General features: G+C 51.3%; 17 protein-coding genes. 9 read left to right on the forward strand and 8 right to left on the reverse strand.

Annotated features, from left to right (window positions below):
- Positions 1-109: 109 nt before the first annotated feature.
- The 3 genes from cysH to cysJ all read right to left on the reverse strand — a co-directional run bounded on the left by cysH (position 110) and on the right by cysJ (position 4,557).
- A complete protein-coding gene (cysH, locus tag U0008_RS15705) occupies positions 110-841 on the reverse strand; it encodes a phosphoadenosine phosphosulfate reductase (RefSeq protein ID WP_040047247.1) in 732 nt (243 codons plus the stop codon).
- A gap of 165 nt (positions 842-1,006) precedes the next feature.
- Positions 1,007-2,740, reverse strand: a complete 1,734-nt coding sequence (gene cysI, locus U0008_RS15710) for an assimilatory sulfite reductase (NADPH) hemoprotein subunit (RefSeq protein ID WP_043494933.1) — start codon at positions 2,738-2,740, stop codon at positions 1,007-1,009.
- Positions 2,741-2,754: 14 nt separating this feature from the next.
- Positions 2,755-4,557 carry an NADPH-dependent assimilatory sulfite reductase flavoprotein subunit gene (gene cysJ, locus U0008_RS15715; protein ID WP_043494936.1) on the reverse strand — a complete coding sequence of 601 codons (1,803 nt, stop codon included), beginning with the start codon at positions 4,555-4,557 and terminating at the stop codon, positions 2,755-2,757.
- 488 nt (positions 4,558-5,045) lie between these two features.
- Between cysJ and queD the strand changes: the two genes are divergently transcribed.
- A complete protein-coding gene (queD, locus tag U0008_RS15720) occupies positions 5,046-5,405 on the forward strand; it encodes a 6-carboxytetrahydropterin synthase QueD (protein ID WP_008814216.1) in 360 nt (119 codons plus the stop codon).
- 82 nt (positions 5,406-5,487) lie between these two features.
- On the opposite strand, the gene U0008_RS15725 is transcribed toward queD, so the two are convergent.
- The gene (locus tag U0008_RS15725; RefSeq protein ID WP_043494938.1) at positions 5,488-5,802 is read right to left on the reverse strand and encodes an ElaB/YgaM/YqjD family protein; all 315 of its coding nucleotides are present in this window, start codon (positions 5,800-5,802) and stop codon (positions 5,488-5,490) included.
- A 438-nt stretch (positions 5,803-6,240) separates the two neighbouring features.
- On the opposite strand from U0008_RS15725, the gene alaC reads away from it, so the two are divergent.
- Positions 6,241-7,455 (forward strand): alanine transaminase, encoded by a 1,215-nt coding sequence (alaC, locus tag U0008_RS15730; RefSeq protein ID WP_043494941.1) that lies wholly within the window; start codon positions 6,241-6,243, stop codon positions 7,453-7,455.
- A gap of 123 nt (positions 7,456-7,578) precedes the next feature.
- On the opposite strand, the gene U0008_RS15735 is transcribed toward alaC, so the two are convergent.
- Positions 7,579-8,718, reverse strand: a complete 1,140-nt coding sequence (locus U0008_RS15735) for a 3-phenylpropionate MFS transporter (protein WP_043494942.1) — start codon at positions 8,716-8,718, stop codon at positions 7,579-7,581.
- A gap of 318 nt (positions 8,719-9,036) precedes the next feature.
- Between U0008_RS15735 and U0008_RS15740 the strand changes: the two genes are divergently transcribed.
- Positions 9,037-9,201 (forward strand): hypothetical protein, encoded by a 165-nt coding sequence (locus U0008_RS15740; RefSeq protein WP_166493508.1) that lies wholly within the window; start codon positions 9,037-9,039, stop codon positions 9,199-9,201.
- A 21-nt stretch (positions 9,202-9,222) separates the two neighbouring features.
- Here the strand turns inward: U0008_RS15740 and U0008_RS15745 are convergent, their stop codons facing one another.
- Both U0008_RS15745 and queE read right to left on the reverse strand, forming a co-directional pair.
- Positions 9,223-9,984 carry a CDP-diacylglycerol pyrophosphatase gene (locus tag U0008_RS15745; RefSeq protein ID WP_248298860.1) on the reverse strand — a complete coding sequence of 254 codons (762 nt, stop codon included), beginning with the start codon at positions 9,982-9,984 and terminating at the stop codon, positions 9,223-9,225.
- Positions 9,985-10,022: 38 nt separating this feature from the next.
- Complete coding sequence (queE, locus tag U0008_RS15750; protein WP_043494946.1) at positions 10,023-10,694, reverse strand: 7-carboxy-7-deazaguanine synthase QueE; 672 nt, start codon at positions 10,692-10,694, stop codon at positions 10,023-10,025.
- A gap of 210 nt (positions 10,695-10,904) precedes the next feature.
- Here queE and hutI point away from each other — a divergent pair, with 210 nt between their 5' ends.
- From hutI to U0008_RS15780, 6 genes are all read left to right on the forward strand, one after another.
- Positions 10,905-12,155 (forward strand): imidazolonepropionase, encoded by a 1,251-nt coding sequence (gene hutI, locus U0008_RS15755; protein ID WP_043494948.1) that lies wholly within the window; start codon positions 10,905-10,907, stop codon positions 12,153-12,155.
- Positions 12,152-13,105: a formimidoylglutamase gene (gene hutG, locus U0008_RS15760; protein WP_043494949.1), complete on the forward strand. Its 954-nt coding sequence runs from the start codon at positions 12,152-12,154 to the stop codon at positions 13,103-13,105. Before hutI ends, hutG begins: the two co-directional genes overlap by 4 nt.
- Positions 13,106-13,117: 12 nt before the next feature.
- Positions 13,118-13,852 (forward strand): histidine utilization transcriptional repressor HutC, encoded by a 735-nt coding sequence (gene hutC, locus U0008_RS15765; protein WP_025799889.1) that lies wholly within the window; start codon positions 13,118-13,120, stop codon positions 13,850-13,852.
- Positions 13,849-14,448: a HutD/Ves family protein gene (locus tag U0008_RS15770; protein WP_043494951.1), complete on the forward strand. Its 600-nt coding sequence runs from the start codon at positions 13,849-13,851 to the stop codon at positions 14,446-14,448. The genes hutC and U0008_RS15770 overlap by 4 nt, the downstream gene beginning before the upstream one ends.
- Positions 14,449-14,577: 129 nt before the next feature.
- The gene (locus U0008_RS15775) at positions 14,578-15,495 is read left to right on the forward strand and encodes an SPFH domain-containing protein (protein WP_025799893.1); all 918 of its coding nucleotides are present in this window, start codon (positions 14,578-14,580) and stop codon (positions 15,493-15,495) included.
- Positions 15,495-15,947, forward strand: a complete 453-nt coding sequence (locus U0008_RS15780) for an NfeD family protein (protein WP_043494953.1) — start codon at positions 15,495-15,497, stop codon at positions 15,945-15,947. Before U0008_RS15775 ends, U0008_RS15780 begins: the two co-directional genes overlap by 1 nt.
- A gap of 44 nt (positions 15,948-15,991) precedes the next feature.
- Here U0008_RS15780 and cueR read toward each other — a convergent pair whose 3' ends face one another.
- On the reverse strand, positions 15,992-16,399 hold the full coding sequence (gene cueR / locus U0008_RS15785; protein WP_043494954.1) for a Cu(I)-responsive transcriptional regulator: 408 nt from the start codon (positions 16,397-16,399) through the stop codon (positions 15,992-15,994).
- Positions 16,400-16,435 lie beyond the last annotated feature (36 nt).

The raw sequence follows: 16,435 nt of genomic DNA on the forward strand, positions 1-16,435 counted from the left end.
ATACCGCTTTTTGCTTTAATGTGAAAAAAATTATACTGGAAAGTTAAATAAATAATATATGGGCAAAAAAAACCTGACGCTAAGGTCAGGCTGTTTATCTCAGTAAAGGCTACTCATGTAATCCACATTCGCGTTTTAGCCCAAAGAATCGCGTTTCTTCTTCCGCCATTCCCGGCTCCCATTTACGCGTAGTGTGAGTATCACCCACGGACAGATAACCTTGCTCCCACAGCGGGTGATAGCTGAGCCCATGCTGCTGTAAGTATTGATAAATCTGCTGATTATCCCAATCGATAATCGGCAGTATTTTAAACACCCCGCGCTGAATCGCGAGCACCGGTAAATGCGCACGGCTGCCTGATTGCTCGCGCCGCAGGCCAGCAAACCACGTTTGCGCCCCGAGCTCGCGCAATGCACGGTTCATCGGCTCAACTTTGTTAATATCGTTGTAGCGCTCAATGCCCTCAACACCTTGCTCCCAAAGTTTGCCATAGCGAGCCTCTTGCCACGCAGCCGACTGCTCAGCGCGGTAAACCTTGAGATTCAAATTCAGCTTTTCGTGCAGGGTATCGATGAACTGGTAGGTTTCAGGAAACAAATAGCCGGTATCCGTTAAGATCACCGGAATATCCGGTAGCTCACGGGTGACCAAATGCAGCGATACCGCTGCCTGAATGCCAAAACTCGAAGAGAGCGCAAATTCGGCGGGCAAATGCTCTAGCGCCCAACGCACCCTTTCCTGCGCACTCAGTTTTTCTAACTGAGTGTTAATTTCAGCTAACGCCATAACCTGTTCGACTTTGGGTAAGGCTTTCAGCTCATGTAAGTTTAATGCAGACATAAAATTCTCCGCGATGAACCAGCATCCCCCTCCCAACCTCCCCCTTCTCAGGGGGAGGGGCATAACAGCAACACCTTTTAGCTCTCAGAGAAAGAACATATACAGCATCACCGTTCAGCCCCCTCCCCTGACAAGGGGAGGGTTGGGGTGGGGTATTAGCATCAATCAGTCATAAAAATCTCTTGCCGGATCCAGCACCGGGCGCACGATCCCTGCGCGAATGGTGAAATCACCAAAGCCTTCATCGGCTTCACGCTCTTTCGCCCAGCGACCGACCAGTTCGTCAATCACGCCGAGGATTTCGGCATCGGTGATGTTTTCGCGATACATTCTCGGGATCCGCGTTCCGGCGCGATTCCCACCTAAATGCAGGTTGTAGCGCCCCAGCGCTTTTCCGACGAGACCAATTTCCGCCAGCAGCGCACGACCACAGCCGTTTGGACAGCCTGTGACTCGCAGAACAATATGCTCATCGCCAACGCCATGGCTTTGCATAATTTCTTCAACCTGAGTCACAAACTGCGGCAGGAAACGCTCGGCTTCCGCCATCGCCAGCGGACAAGTTGGGTACGACACGCAGGCCATCGAGTTTTTACGCTGCTCGCTGACGCCGTCGTCGATCAGGCCATGTTCACGCGCAATCTGTTCTATGCGGGCTTTGTCTTTTTCAGCCACGCCCGCCACGATCAGGTTTTGATTGGCCGTCAGACGGAAATCGCCCTGATGAATCTTGGCGATCTCCACCATGCCGGTTTTCAACGGCCGATTTGGATAGTCCAGAATGCGCCCATTTTCAATAAACAGCGTCAAATGCCATTTATTATCAATACCTTTCACCCAGCCAATGCGATCGCCGCGTCCGGTAAACTCATAAGGACGTACCGGCTCGAACGTCACTCCCGCACGCTTTTCCACTTCAGCTTTGAAGTTTTCTACGCCGACGCGCTCCAAGGTGTACTTGGTTTTTGCATTCTTACGATTGGTACGGTTTCCCCAGTCGCGCTGCGTTGTCACCACGCCTTCAGCCACGGCCAATGTGTGCTCGACGGGAATAAAGCCAAGCTCGCTGGCCGTGCGGGCATAGGTCGCCTTATCGCCATGAGCAATAGACAGCCCACCACCGACCAGCACGTTGAAGCCGATCAGCTTGCCGTTTTCCGCAATCGCCACGAAGTTGAGATCGTTGGCATGCAAATCCACATCGTTTTGCGGCGGGATCACCACCGTAGTTTTGAACTTACGCGGTAAATAGGTTGCACCGAGAATCGGCTCTTCATCGGTGGTTTCGACTTTTTCCTGATCCAGCCACACTTCTGCATAGGCGCGAGTGCGCGGCAACAGATGTTCAGACAGTTTTTTCGCCCACTCATAGGCTTCTTGGTGCAGCTCAGACTCCACGGGATTCGACGTGCACAGCACGTTGCGGTTAACGTCATTGGCGGTCGCCAGCGCATCTAACCCCAAACGATTAAGCAACTGATGCACCGGTTTGACGTTTTGCTTCAATATGCCGTGAAACTGGAACGTTTGACGGTTGGTAATACGAATGCTGCCGTACAGCGTGCTTTCGTCGGCAAACTTATCGATACCCAGCCATTGCTGTGGCGTCATCACGCCGCCCGGTAAACGGCAGCGCAGCATCATGGCATGACGTGGTTCTAACTTTTGCTCGGCGCGTTCGGCACGAATATCGCGGTCATCCTGCTGATACATGCCGTGAAAACGGATCAGCAGAAAGTTGTCGCCGTTAAAACCACCGGTCAGGCCATCATTTAAATCTTCGGCAATGGTGCCGCGTAAAAAATTGCTCTCACGCTTAAGGCGCTCAGCGTCGGCCAAGGGTGCATCAACCACCAAGGGCCCCGGGTGTTTGCTGCTAAAAGCGTAATTATCTTGCATCGATTTGCTCATTATTAGTAAACGTCCCGCTGATAGCGGCGCTCAACGCGCAGCTCACTTAAAAATTCATCGGCCTGTTCGGCATCCATTCCACCGTGTTCAGCCAATAGCTCCAGTAACGCCTGTTCAACGTCTTTCGCCATGCGGTTGGCGTCTCCGCAGACGTAAATATGTGCGCCCTGTTCGATCCAGCGCCAAACCTCGGCCCCTTGCTCACGCAGCTTGTCCTGTACATAGACTTTATGTTTTTGATCGCGTGACCAAGCCAAATCGATACGGGATAGAACGCCGTCTTTAACAAAGCGCTGCCATTCCACCTGATACAGAAAATCTTCGGTGAAGTGAGGATTGCCAAAGAAAAGCCAGTTAAGACCTTCTGCCCCTTCGGCTGCGCGTTGTTGAATAAACGCACGGAACGGTGCAATGCCGGTGCCAGGGCCAATCATAATGACCGGCGTTTGTGGATTCGCAGGCAGACGGAAATTGTCGTTATGCTCAATGAAAACGCGCAGCTCGCCATCTTCTTCCAGACGATCGGCCAAATAGCCAGAAGCACCGCCGGTGCGGGCGCGACCATCAATCTCATAACGCACCACGCCAACGGTAATATGCACTTCACTGCCCACTTCCTCTTGGGAAGATGCGATGGAATAAAGACGCGGCGTTAGCGGGCGTAACAGCGCCACTAGCTGCTCTGCGTCTAAATCTGCCGGTGCTTGGCGGATCATATCCGGCAGCGGCGTGGTTTGTGCGTATTGTTGCAGTTGATGCTTATCCGCTAAGAGCTCAATCAAACGCTCATCGCGCGAAAGCGCCGCGTATTTTTCTACGATAACGGTGGTGTTTTGCGTTAGCTCCAAGCGTTCGGTCAGCGCCTCACGCAGCGTCATCGTTTGGTCGTTGAGAGTGACCGTCTCGTCGCCGGTACGCCAAATCAGGCCAATAATTTCTTCAACCAAATCAGGATCGTTGTGATACCACACGCCCAGTGCGTCGCCCGGCTGGTAACTCAAGCCTGATTCGCCGAGATCGATTTCAATATGACGCACGTCTTTATCCGAGTTGCGTCCGGTAATTTTTTGCTTCACCGCCAAAGAGGCGGTGAGCGGGGATTCTTTGCTGTATGGGCTGCTCACGATCTGCGCCACGCTTCCCGCTACGCTAACCTGAGTCTGCGCCGCCGTTGCCTGTGGCACGCGCTGTTTCAAAACGTCTACGATCTGCTTACGCCATGCTTCTGCCGCCGATTTGAAATCAACATCGGCGTCGGCGCGGTCGAATAAGCGCTCACCACCCAATTCTGCTAAACGGGCATCAAAATCTTTTCCGGTCTGGCAAAAGTTTTCATAAGACGTATCACCAAGGCCAAACACCGCAAACGCCGTTCCTGCCATCTGAGGGGCTTTTTTGGAGAACAAATATTTGTGCAACGCGACGGCCTCTTCCGGCGGTTCACCTTCCCCTTGGGTTGAAGCAACAATCAGCAGCAGTTTTTCCTGCGCGATCTGTTTGAATTTATAGTCACCCGCGTTAACCAACGTCACACCCAAACCCGCGGCGGCCAAATCATCGCGTAGCTGTTCAGCCACCCGTCGCGCGTTGCCCGTTTGCGAAGCAGAAATCACGGTAATTGAAGCGGCCGCAGCCGGTGCTGGCGTCACCGCTACCGTGCCCGGCTGTTGATTAACCATTCCCCAGAAATAGCCGGAGAGCCACGCCAGCTGGTGTGGTGAAAACTCACCAATCGCCGACTGGAGCTTTGCCAATTGCTCCGGCGTGAGTGGAAGCATAGAAGTAGGAGGAGCCTGAGTCGTCATTGCTAAGTGTTCCTTGCACAGTGATCCCTTTGGTACTTCAAGCAGCCTCAGACTTAGCTTTAAGAACCGTGGGTGTGGCGAATTGATGTAGCGCTTTTTGTAAGGTTACCTAGCTGGATAATAACAATTAAATAAGTGATGGAAATAACAAATAACCATTTGAACTAACCACTAATTCAGGTAGGTGATAGAGGCTGGGGTGTTTTAGGTTAAAACCTATAAAATCAATGAATAACAGCTAGTTATTACATAATCATTTCTGCTCACTTTACTATTGGCTTTATTCTTTACATCGAAAGGAGTCTTAATAGATAGGATCAAACTTTTCATAGCCCGTTAAAAAAATAACGGGTCAGAAATAAAACAAGTCGCCTCTTAGACATTAAAGAATAAATTTTCTGCTTATACTCAAACAATCGCGGTAAAACTACCGCCAACGGGCGCTTTCCGGTAGTATGCGCAGGTTTTTTAGGTTACGAGGCGTCATCATGACAACCACCCTGTTTAAAGATTTTCAGTTTGAAGCTGCGCACCATCTGCCCCACGTTCCGGAAGGACATAAGTGTGGTCGCCTGCATGGCCATTCGTTTTTAGTACGCATTGAAATTACCGGCGAAGTGGATGCTTATACCGGCTGGGTGATGGATTTTGCCGAGCTGAAAGCGGCGTTCAAACCCATTCTGGATCGCCTCGACCATTATTATCTGAATGATATTCCTGGTCTTGAGAACCCAACCAGCGAAGTGTTAGCCCAGTGGATTTGGCAACAGCTGAAACCTGAGCTGCCGTTGCTAAGCGCCGTACTGGTGAAAGAAACCTGCACCGCAGGCTGCACCTATCGCGGTTGATAGTTGCCATGATGTGACCGGTATGGCACCGGTCACATAAACGTCTTGCCGCTATCGCGCGTATCAATAGCGCAGTGATTGATTAGCGTTTTGACAGCAAGAGCCCCAGAATCAACCCTGCCGTTGCCCCAATTCCCACGCTGTGCCACGGTTTATTCCGCACGTAGCCATTCACATCACAGCAGGCATTTTTCACCCGATCCGTTACAGGACACGGTGTATCGCCGCTGATGCGCGCTTTCACCTCACGCAGCGTATCTTGTGCGCTACGGCGCAGCGAAGCGATTTCATCCTCCGTTTTATCCGCCCCCTCCTGCAACACACCTTCAAGTGCATCCGCCAGCAATGAAACCTCTTCTTCGATGCTACGTTCAACTTTATCGGTTTTTCTAAACATAGTGTTCCCTCTTGCTGTATCAAAATCATGTTCAAAGGATTGGCGAAAAATGATTAGCAAATTTAATGTCAGCTAACATACCCAAAATAATTGGAGTTGCATCAAGGCGGCAAGCGAGTAAATCCCGATGAGCTTACTCAAGTAAGTGATTACTCGGCCCATCCATGGGCCTCGCCACTAGGGCCGCAGTAAACTGCGTTTAAATCTGCTCCAAGCAGATTTATCGGGTGAGCGAGAGCAGCCAACACAGATGCAGCTTCAAGTATGACGGGTATAAGCATAGTTGAAACTCAGCGATAAGGGCTCGGAGTGTTCTGGAAAGCGCTGTTTAAAAAATCTGCTCGACAGAATCTTCGGCTTCGCCTATTTTCGTTAATAGCCTGTACACAGGCAGCGTCGCTCGGACGGTCCGGGCGCTAACGTCATCTTGAGGTATCTATGACAGACTCACGCACTCCGCGTCGTTTTACTCGTATCGATCGTCTTCCCCCTTATGTATTTAACATTACCGCTGAGCTAAAAATGGCTGCGCGCAGGCGCGGCGAAGACATTATCGATCTCAGCATGGGGAACCCTGACGGCCCAACGCCGCCGCACATCGTTGAAAAAATGTGTACGGTGGCACAGCGTGAAGATACCCACGGCTACTCCACGTCACGCGGCATTCCACGTTTACGCCGCGCGATCTCGCATTGGTATCAAGATCGTTATCAGGTCGATATCGATCCCGATAGCGAAGCGATTGTTACCATCGGTTCTAAAGAGGGTCTGGCACATTTGATGCTGGCAACGCTCGATCATGGCGATACCGTTTTAGTGCCAAATCCTAGCTACCCCATTCACATTTACGGCGCGGTCATTGCTGGCGCGCAGGTGCGGTCAGTTCCGCTGGTTTCAGGCATCGACTTTTTCAACGAATTAGAACGCGCCATCCGTGAGAGTATTCCCAAGCCTAAAATGATGATTCTGGGCTTTCCTTCAAACCCTACCGCCCAGTGCGTTGAATTAGATTTCTTTGAACGCGTCATTAAGCTGGCGAAAGAACACGATATTTTAGTGGTACACGATTTAGCCTATGCCGATATTGTGTATGACGGCTGGAAAGCGCCTTCGATTATGCAAATCCCCGGCGCTAAAGACGTCGCCGTCGAGTTTTTCACCCTGTCGAAAAGCTACAATATGGCTGGCTGGCGTATCGGTTTTATGGTCGGCAATCCTGAGCTGGTTAACGCTCTGGCACGCATCAAGAGCTACCACGACTACGGTACTTTTACTCCGTTGCAGGTGGCGGCGATTGCGGCTCTCGAAGGCGACCAGCAATGCGTGCGTGATATTGCCGAGCAATACCGTCAACGCCGCAACGTGCTGGTCAAAGGCCTGCACGAAGCCGGTTGGATGGTAGAAAACCCTAAAGCATCGATGTATGTTTGGGCAAAAATCCCCGATGCCTATGCGCACCTTGGATCGCTAGAGTTTGCCAAAAAGCTGTTGGCCGATGCCAAAGTTTCCGTTTCCCCAGGGATTGGTTTTGGTGACTATGGCGATACCCACGTTCGTTTCGCCTTGATCGAAAACCAAGATCGTATTCGTCAGGCCGTGCGCGGGATTAAAAGCATGTTTAGAAAAGATGGGCTGATTACAGGCAAGTCATAAGTTCAAGCCCCCCCTAACCCTCCCCTTCGCAGGGGAGGGAACTGTTCAGTGATGTTGGTAAGAATCTCGATCGGCTCCTCCCCCTGCGAAGGGGGAGGCTGGGAGGGGGTCTTAGCCACAAAACTAATGGCTTGTCACTTTCGGTCTAAAGAAAATCACCGGCAACACCACCAGCGCCATCGCATAGAACATGCCGCCTTGATAGTGCTCAAACAGGAAGCCCGACAGCATCGTCATAATCGCTACGCTTCCGCCCATGCCTAACGCCGAATAGACCGCTTGCAGACGGATCACATCGCCACCCTGCCGTGCCGAAATAAAGCGCATTGCCGCCAGATGACATACGGTGAAAGAGCCCGCATGCAGAATTTGAATCAAAATAAGCCACGGCAGCGCGGTTGTTGAGCCCATTAAGCTCCAACGGATCACCGCACAAAAACACGACAACAGCAGTAGCTGGGAAACCGACATACGACGGAATAAGCGCTTGCTTAATGCAAAGACGATAACCTCAGCAACAACGCCTAGTGACCACAGATAACCGACTACCGACGCGGAATAGCCCGCCTCCTGCCAGTAAATCGTACTAAATCCGTAATAGCCGGCATGAGCGCCTTGAAGTAAAGCGGCACACAATAAAAAACGCCATACCGGCGCTTCTTTTAATAAAATTTTCCACGGTGTGGTTTCCTGCACCGCGCTATCTTTTGGTGCATCCTGTGGCATGTGACGCGGGCGTAAAAGCATTCCCACCAGCATGGCCGCCAGACCCGCCCACAGGCAATACATAATAGCCTTATGGCCAAAGGCATTGACCACCTCCCCCGTTACCGCAGAGCCAATAACAAAGGCCATCGATCCCCACAGGCGTACCTTGCCGTAGTCCAGCCCCACCTGGCGTTGCCACGTCGCGGCCAGCGCATCGGTCAGCGGAATTAACGGCCCATAGAAAAGGCTAAATCCGGCCATCACCACCAACAGCCACGCCCATGCAGTACCAAAGGAAAATGCGATAGAACAAATCAGGGCGAGGAGAGCAATAAGGCGGAGAGCGGTAATCAGTTGAGAGGTTTTTTTAACGGCGGGAGCAATGAATAAACTACCAAGAAAACGGGCTATCATCCCTGCGCCAAGCAATAGGCCAATGGATTCGGGAGAAATTCCCTCGCCTTGCAGCCACAAGCTCCAAAACGGCAGAAATATGCCAAAAGAGAAAAAATAGGTGAAATAACTGAGTCCTAACCAACCTGCAGACGGCAACATTTTTCCTCCTTAATTTTAAACGCGTTACTTTGACAGAGGCATCCCATGCTGGCAATGAATATTGTCGCAAAATCAATTAGCAAATGAGATGTACACATCCCCCTCATCAAATTTTTTTCGAGAGGATATATAGGAAATAGGTAACAGTTTTTAACGCGTGTAGGCAGCTTTGTTTATCGGTTGTTTGCCAAGCGTAAACGGCGGTGAAACAGCTTAAACTTTTGTGAGAGGCGGGTCTAAATTTAGGATTTGATTGATTTTATATATCGGAATGCTGGTTAACATAGGCATCCCTGTTTTTGACTAGGAAGCTGACGAGTGACGGAAACCACTTCGTTAAACAAAATTGATGCACTTAAAGCCGAAATTAATCAGGAAATATCCATGATCGAATTCGACCTGAAGCTGCAAATTTCACATGATGCATTAGCCGATCATTCAGAGAAAGAGCCCGACGTCGCTTTAATAGAAGAGGCGTACTAAATCTGACTCCCTTTTCCCGGTTCACTGAGCCGGGATTGTTTGCAGCAGCTCGCAGCGCTTATCCAACAATGACTCCACCGATGCCCTATTTCGCTCTCCCATTCCCACCCGTGTCGCCAATAAAATAAAGCCCGGCTGATTTTCAAACGTCGTTGGCACCACGGCTACGCCATAATAGGCCAGCTGTTCAGGCGTAAGATGAAACCGATCGGCAAGCGATTTGATTGGGTTCACGCCGATGAGCGCCGGTTGCTCGATACGCTTGGCATAAAACCGATGACGCAACAGCAAATCAGGCAGCAAACCCCATTCGCGACCAATATAGGGACGTTCGGCTTTTAGCTGGCGGCGAACATCTTCACGCAAACAGGTGAGATGAATATGAAGCTGATTCTGGCTGCGTCCATAGGCTGAGTTTAACGCCAGCCCCAGAACATCGTCGGGAACCGGTCGGCCATATTCATACGCCAGCCGATAGCGCATCGTCCATGCGTAACCGAAATAATCCGGCGCGTCATTTTCTAGCAGCACAGGGCTCTCAATGCCGCTCATCCGAGCATTGGGGACCAAAATAAAATGAGCGGGAAAGCGCGGGTTTTGAATGACGGTAAACGCAGATCGCCGATCGTGAGTCGGCGAGTAGATCTGGGCGCAGGGTGCGGGATCGTGCTTTTGCTGATAGTTAACGCGACAAACTTTATCCACCACGCCCCACAGCGCGTCAGATTTGGCACAGCCGGTCAGCAAAAATACCAACATCAGAAGCGCGGTGCCAAAAATCATCCGATAATTATTTAGCAGCGCGCTTCTCATCAGCATAGTTAGGCGATGTTCAAATACTTATGGGTTTGCATCGACAAGCGCCAGTTGCGCGCAATACAGGTTTCTATACACAGCTTGGTCGCGCTCTCTTTTTGGCTAATCGGCTGGAGCGCGATAATGCGTTTCTTGTCATCGTGAAGCACGGAAAGTAATGCATCTAAATCTTCAATATCGCGCTCACGTGCAACGGGATGCTTAACCTCATCGGCGCGTACCAAAGAAGACTCCAAAACTTTCATTCCACCTTTCATGTTGACCTTCGGAGAGACCGTCACCCAGGTTGCCTCAGAGCAACGGATGTCATGGGTGCCGCTGGTTTCTATCTGGCAGGAAAAACCATTTTGATTCAGCAATTCCGTCAACGGACGTAAATCATGGATGCAGGGTTCGCCGCCGGTGATCACCACGTGGCGAGCGGTATATCCGCGATCGCGCAGGATATCCAGCAGTTGCTCAGGAGTAGCGCTGCCCCACGCATCGCTCTCTTCAGTTTTGATCAAGATTTCGTTCATGCCGATTTCTCGTTCAGGTAACTGTTCCCATGTATGTTTGGTATCACACCAGCTACACCCTACCGGACAACCTTGCAGGCGAATAAAAATAGCCGGAACACCGGTGTAAAAACCTTCCCCTTGCAGGGTCTGGAACAGTTCGTTTATCGGATACGACATGACACTCTCATTGTTAATAAAACTTTCTTACCATAAAAAAGCTGCGTCGCATTGTCGCAGATTTGCCCCCGCGACGCCAAATACGCCGCACCTCAGTCGCACATCGCATTTGAAGTCACAATTAAATAACATTTTCATCAAAAACGTTTGACACACATCGGCCTTTCGAAAATAAATGTATATACAACTCTATACAGGTTTGGGGATGCTATGAATTTATTGGAGTCCGACGTTATTTGGCGCAACGGACGCTTAGCCACCATGAGCGCACAAAGCAACGCGCCTTATGGTCTTCTCGATCGTCATGCACTGGTGGTGCGCGATAAGCATATTATAGCGGTGATCCCAGAGGATGAGCTTCCCGCGCAGCATCCCCAGCAGATCGATCTCCAGAATCGGCTCGTAACTCCTGGTCTTATCGACTGTCATACGCATTTAGTCTTCGGTGGCGATCGTGCCTACGAATGGGAACAGCGCCTGAACGGCGTGTCATACACCGAAATCAGCCAGAAAGGCGGCGGAATCAATTCAACCGTGCGCGCCACGCGCGATGCCTCACCGGATACGTTGCTCAGCATCAGCCAACAGCGTTTACAGGCTTTAATGGACGAGGGCGTAACCACGGTAGAAATGAAATCTGGTTACGGTCTGGATCTTATCAATGAAGAAAAACAGCTACGCGTTGCCCAGCAGCTGGCTCGGCAAAATGCCATCGACGTTAGCCCAACGCTGCTTTCAGCACATACCACGCCGCCGGAATATCATGGCCGCTCAGACCACTATATCGACCTGATTTGTGAGGAAATCCTACCGCAGCTGTGGGAGAAAAAACTGTTTGAATCGGTCGATGTATTTTGCGAAAGCGTAGGTTTCTCACTCGCGCAAAGCGAAAAGCTGTTCACGGCCGCTAAGCAGCTCGGAATCCCTGTGCGTGGGCATATGGAACAGCTTTCTAATCTTGGCGGCAGCGAGCTGGTGGCCCGCTATCACGGGCTGTCGACCGACCATATTGAGCATCTGGATGAGGCCGGTATTCAAGCCTTAGCGCACAGCCAAACCGTGGCGGTTCTGTTGCCCGGTGCCTTCTATTTTTTACGCGAAACCAAACGCCCTCCGGTGGATTTATTACGTGAATATCGCGTTCCTATGGCGGTAGCCAGCGATTTCAATCCCGGAACCAGCCCTTTTGCGTCTTTGCGCCTCGCGATGAATATGGCCTGCGTGCAATTTGGCCTTACGCCGGAAGAAGCATGGCTAGGCGTGACTCGACATGCGGCTCAGGCGTTAAACCGCCAGCACACCCACGGACAGCTTGCCGCCGGTTTTCAGGCTAATTTCGCGGTGTGGGAGGCAGAAAAACCGGTTGAAGTAATTTATGAGCTGGGGCGAAATCCACTGTATCAGCGGATTTATCAGGGTCAGGCGACTCTAAAACAGAGCGAAAATGAGGAAATGCAATGAGCCACTGGCAGCCCACCGCTAATGACGTTTGGCAAGGACGTAACGATCTAGCGGAATCTCCTGAAGCGTTACGCTTATTTCAGACCATTGGGCAACACAATGAGCTTCGCCCTATCGTGTTGCTCGGTTTTGCCTGTGATGAAGGCGTTAAACGCAATCATGGCCGCACCGGTGCTGCCGCAGCGCCCGATGCGCTGCGCAAAATGCTGGCTAATCTTGCTGCGCATGCAGGACATGACCGCGTCACCGACGGCGGCACGTTACGCGTTGGCGATACCCCATTAGAAGAAGCACAGGCGCTCTTTAGCCAGAAAGTCACGCAATACCACCAGCAAGGGGTGAGAACCTTAGTCTTTGGCGGCGGACATGAAACCGCCTTCGCTCACGGTTTAGGGATATATCAGGCGCATCCCGACAAAACCGTCGGCATTATTAATTTTGACGCTCATTTGGATCTGCGCCGCAACGACGTGGCGACATCGGGCACGCCGTTTCGCCAGCTCGCTCATTACTGCGAGCAAAACCAGCGACCGTTTCATTATCTCTGCGTTGGCGCCAGCCTCGCGGCGAACACGCAGGCGTTGGTCACCGAGGCCGAGCGCTTGAACGTTGAGATCGTATGGGATACCGACGCGCTTACGCGATCGCTCGACGATCTGCATCGCCAGATCGGCGCATTTATGGAGAAGTGTGAGATCGTCTATCTGACGATCGATCTGGACGTACTTCCCGCATGGCAAATGCCCGGCGTCTCAGCGCCCGCCGCCGTGGGATTGCCAATTGAACGACTTTTACCGTTAGTGGGTACGATATGTGAAAGTCCGTCATTGTGGGGAACGGATCTGGTGGAATACAATCCCTCTTTGGATATTCAGCAATTCGGTGCCCGCACGGCGGCACGCATTGCATGGCAAATTCTACATCAATGGAACATCGGCGATTGCCCATAAGGAATGTTATCCATGACTCTTCCCGCTGATTTATCACCGCTATCAACGCCTGCGCCGCTGTATGAGCAGGTCAAAAAAATGATTACCGATAACATCAGTAACGGAGCTTGGCCGCCAAATTATCGCATCCCCTCAGAGGCCGAGCTAGTCGCGCATCTGGGATTCAGCCGAATGACCATTAATCGGGCGTTGCGAGAGTTAACTCATCAAGGATTACTGGTGCGCATGCAGGGCGTTGGCACTTTTGTTGCTGAACCTAAAGGGCAATCTGCGCTGTTTGAAGTTCACAGCATTCGTGACGAAATTCTGGCACGCAATCACCGCCATCACTGCAAAATTATCTTGCTGGATAAAGTGCAGGCCAATAGCGAACAGGCCGCAGCCTTAAATCTCAGCGTGGGCGCGCCAATATTTCACTCCATCATCGTGCATTACGAAAATGACACGCCGGTGCAGATTGAAAATCGCTATGTGAATCCTATCGTTGCGCCTGATTACCTACAGCAGGACTTTCTCAAAATCACGCCGCACGACTACCTTTCGCGCGTGGCACCACTCACCGAAGGGGAACATATTGTTGAAGCCCTGCTGCCTTCGGCAGAAGAAAGCCAATGGCTTCACATTCAGGCTAATGAGCCTTGCCTATTGATCGAACGTCGAACTTGGTCTAAACATCATAATGTTACCTTTGCAAAATTGCTGTTTCCCGGAACTCGACATCGTTTAAAAGGACATTTCACCTCATGAATCAATGGCAGATCATACGATGGGCTGATTATCAGGCTATGCCTTGGAAAAATGGACAAGGCGTTACGCAGGAGATCATGCGAGTGGATTCCCCAAGCGGGCGCGATTTCCGCTGGCGTTTATCCATGGCAGAAGTTTCCTCTGACGGTGATTTCTCCAGCTATACGGGATATCAGCGCATCCTTTCCATTTTGGAAGGCGATGGCTTGCAGCTGAAAATCGATGGACGTATTGAACCACCGATTTTGACCTGTGGCATCCAGCGCTTTTCCGGCGACAGTCGCGTGAGCAGCACGCTGCTCAATGGCAAAGTACGCGATCTAAATTTGATTTATGATCCACGCTATTATGGCGCACGCCTTCAGTGGGTCACCACCAGCCCGAATATGCCGCCACTGCGCTGCCACGCTAGCACCATTATTTTATTCTGCCACGACGGCGAAATTTCACTGACGCCGATTGGCGGCGGTGAATCAATTACGCTAAACCGCTACGACAGCGCCGTTCTAGTCACGCCTCGCCCACAAACTCACACCGTTAATTTAGACGGTCACGGCCATCTTGGGGTCTTTGAATTAACCGGATTTGATGAATAAACCTGAGATGTCTTATTCTTCGTTAATCTAAAATGATTTATTCCTGTTAATCATGTCAGTCTTACGCACGATTGGTTAAACTAATATCAATCGTGCGGTATGAGGCCGTTCGCTAACAGGAGGTTGTCGATGTTTACCGTTATTCCCGTCTTAGTGGTTGTTGCGTTGGTCATCGTATGGTCAGGGATTAAAATCGTGCCGCAAGGCTTTCAGTGGACCGTTGAACGCTTTGGCCGCTACACCAAAACATTAATGCCTGGCCTGAATTTAATCATTCCATTCATGGATCGCGTCGGTCGTAAGATCAACATGATGGAACAGGTGTTAGACATCCCTGCCCAAGAAATCATTTCAAAGGATAACGCCAACGTCACCATCGATGCCGTTTGCTTTATTCAGGTTATCGACCCAGCCCGCGCCGCCTATGAGGTGAGCAATTTAGAACGTGCCATTGTCAATTTAACCATGACCAATTTCCGTACCGTTCTGGGCTCGATGGAACTGGATGAAATGCTGTCACAACGTGACCACATCAATGGCCGTTTGCTGCATATCGTTGACGAAGCCACTAATCCTTGGGGCGTAAAAGTCACGCGTATCGAAATCCGCGACGTGCGTCCGCCGGTCGAACTGGTTGCTTCCATGAACGCCCAAATGAAGGCCGAGCGAACCAAACGTGCAGACATTCTCGAAGCGGAAGGTGTGCGTCAGGCAGCTATTTTGCGTGCCGAAGGTGAAAAGCAGTCTCAGATCCTGAAAGCCGAAGGTGAACGTCAGTCTGCATTCTTGCAGGCAGAAGCGCGCGAACGTGCCGCGGAAGCTGAAGCTCAGGCCACCAAAATGGTGTCAGAAGCGATTGCCGCAGGGAACATTCAGGCGATTAACTACTTCGTGGCACAAAAATATACTGACGCGCTGCAAAAAATCGGTTCTGCCACTAACAGCAAAGTGATCATGATGCCGCTGGAAGCCAGCAACCTGATGGGCTCCATCGGCGGTATCGCTGAATTGCTGAAAGAAACAGGACCCGTTAAAGGCAAATCATAATGATTGATTACATTGCCCAAAATCCGCATGGTTTTTGGCTGTCGCTGGGCGGTGTGCTATTAGCTGCGGAGTTATTAGGCGCTGGCGGATACCTGCTGTGGTGCGGCATTTCAGCGCTGCTGGTTGGCCTGCTGACGTGGGTACTTCCGTTTGGCTGGGAATGGCAGGCAACGCTGTTTGCTATCATCACCGTCGCCACCGCGCTACTTTGGTGGCGCTGGTTGAGACGCAGCCAGCCGGTATCAAGAAATAACGATGACCTGCTTAATCAACGTAGCCGCCAGCTTATTGGTGCGCGTGCCACGCTTGAAGCGCCGATCGTCAACGGCAATGGACGCATCCGTATCGGCGACAGCAGTTGGCGAGTCACCTGTTCGCAGGAATTACCGATCGGTGCCGTCGTTGAAGTTATCGACGTAGAAGGTATTACGTTAGTGGTGAAAAGTATTTAAATCGCCCAATCCCCCGCGCAGAGGTTTGCCGGGGGATAAACCACTTAAGCCGTATGCCCGTGGCAGCACCCCGCCAGATTATTAATGATCGGGCAATCCGCACTTTCATCGCCGGGGCACTCATCGGCTAACGCCATCAACCGGTGGCGCATCTGCTGCAATTCTTCAATATGTCGTTCCAACTCAGCGACTTTCTCTAACGTACGTCGCTTAACGTCGGCGCTATGGCGGCTTTTATCATGAAAAAGCCCGACCAGCTCACGGCATTCGTCCAGCGTAAAGCCCACCTGCCGCGCCTGACGCAGCAACGTGAGCTCTTCAATATGTTTTTCACCGTAGAACCGATAGCCGTTATCAGCGCGATTTGGCGCAGTCATCAGCCCTTTTTCTTCGTAAAAACGGATGGTTTTACTGGTGAGTCCGGTTTTCTTGGCAACCTCACTGATATTCATTCTGCCTCCCCTCTTGACCTTACCCTTGCAGGAAGG

Source organism: Hafnia alvei, from assembly GCF_034424155.1.
Classification (GTDB): domain Bacteria; phylum Pseudomonadota; class Gammaproteobacteria; order Enterobacterales; family Enterobacteriaceae; genus Hafnia; species Hafnia alvei.

Bases quoted from the DNA above. Each gene is read 5' to 3' on its own strand.
- queE (WP_043494946.1), bottom strand. From the start codon at position 10,694: ATGTCGTATCCGATAAACGAACTGTTCCAGACCCTGCAAGGGGAAGGT.
- U0008_RS15725 (WP_043494938.1), bottom strand. From the start codon at position 5,802: ATGTTTAGAAAAACCGATAAAGTTGAACGTAGCATCGAAGAAGAGGTT.
- queD (WP_008814216.1), top strand. From the start codon at position 5,046: ATGACAACCACCCTGTTTAAAGATTTTCAGTTTGAAGCTGCGCACCAT.
- U0008_RS15775 (WP_025799893.1), top strand. From the start codon at position 14,578: ATGTTTACCGTTATTCCCGTCTTAGTGGTTGTTGCGTTGGTCATCGTA.
- alaC (WP_043494941.1), top strand. From the start codon at position 6,241: ATGACAGACTCACGCACTCCGCGTCGTTTTACTCGTATCGATCGTCTT.
- cueR (WP_043494954.1), bottom strand. From the start codon at position 16,399: ATGAATATCAGTGAGGTTGCCAAGAAAACCGGACTCACCAGTAAAACC.
- U0008_RS15780 (WP_043494953.1), top strand. From the start codon at position 15,495: ATGATTGATTACATTGCCCAAAATCCGCATGGTTTTTGGCTGTCGCTG.
- cysH (WP_040047247.1), bottom strand. From the start codon at position 841: ATGTCTGCATTAAACTTACATGAGCTGAAAGCCTTACCCAAAGTCGAA.
- hutC (WP_025799889.1), top strand. From the start codon at position 13,118: ATGACTCTTCCCGCTGATTTATCACCGCTATCAACGCCTGCGCCGCTG.
- U0008_RS15770 (WP_043494951.1), top strand. From the start codon at position 13,849: ATGAATCAATGGCAGATCATACGATGGGCTGATTATCAGGCTATGCCT.
- hutG (WP_043494949.1), top strand. From the start codon at position 12,152: ATGAGCCACTGGCAGCCCACCGCTAATGACGTTTGGCAAGGACGTAAC.
- cysJ (WP_043494936.1), bottom strand. From the start codon at position 4,557: ATGACGACTCAGGCTCCTCCTACTTCTATGCTTCCACTCACGCCGGAG.
- U0008_RS15735 (WP_043494942.1), bottom strand. From the start codon at position 8,718: ATGTTGCCGTCTGCAGGTTGGTTAGGACTCAGTTATTTCACCTATTTT.
- U0008_RS15745 (WP_248298860.1), bottom strand. From the start codon at position 9,984: ATGATTTTTGGCACCGCGCTTCTGATGTTGGTATTTTTGCTGACCGGC.
- cysI (WP_043494933.1), bottom strand. From the start codon at position 2,740: ATGCAAGATAATTACGCTTTTAGCAGCAAACACCCGGGGCCCTTGGTG.
- hutI (WP_043494948.1), top strand. From the start codon at position 10,905: ATGAATTTATTGGAGTCCGACGTTATTTGGCGCAACGGACGCTTAGCC.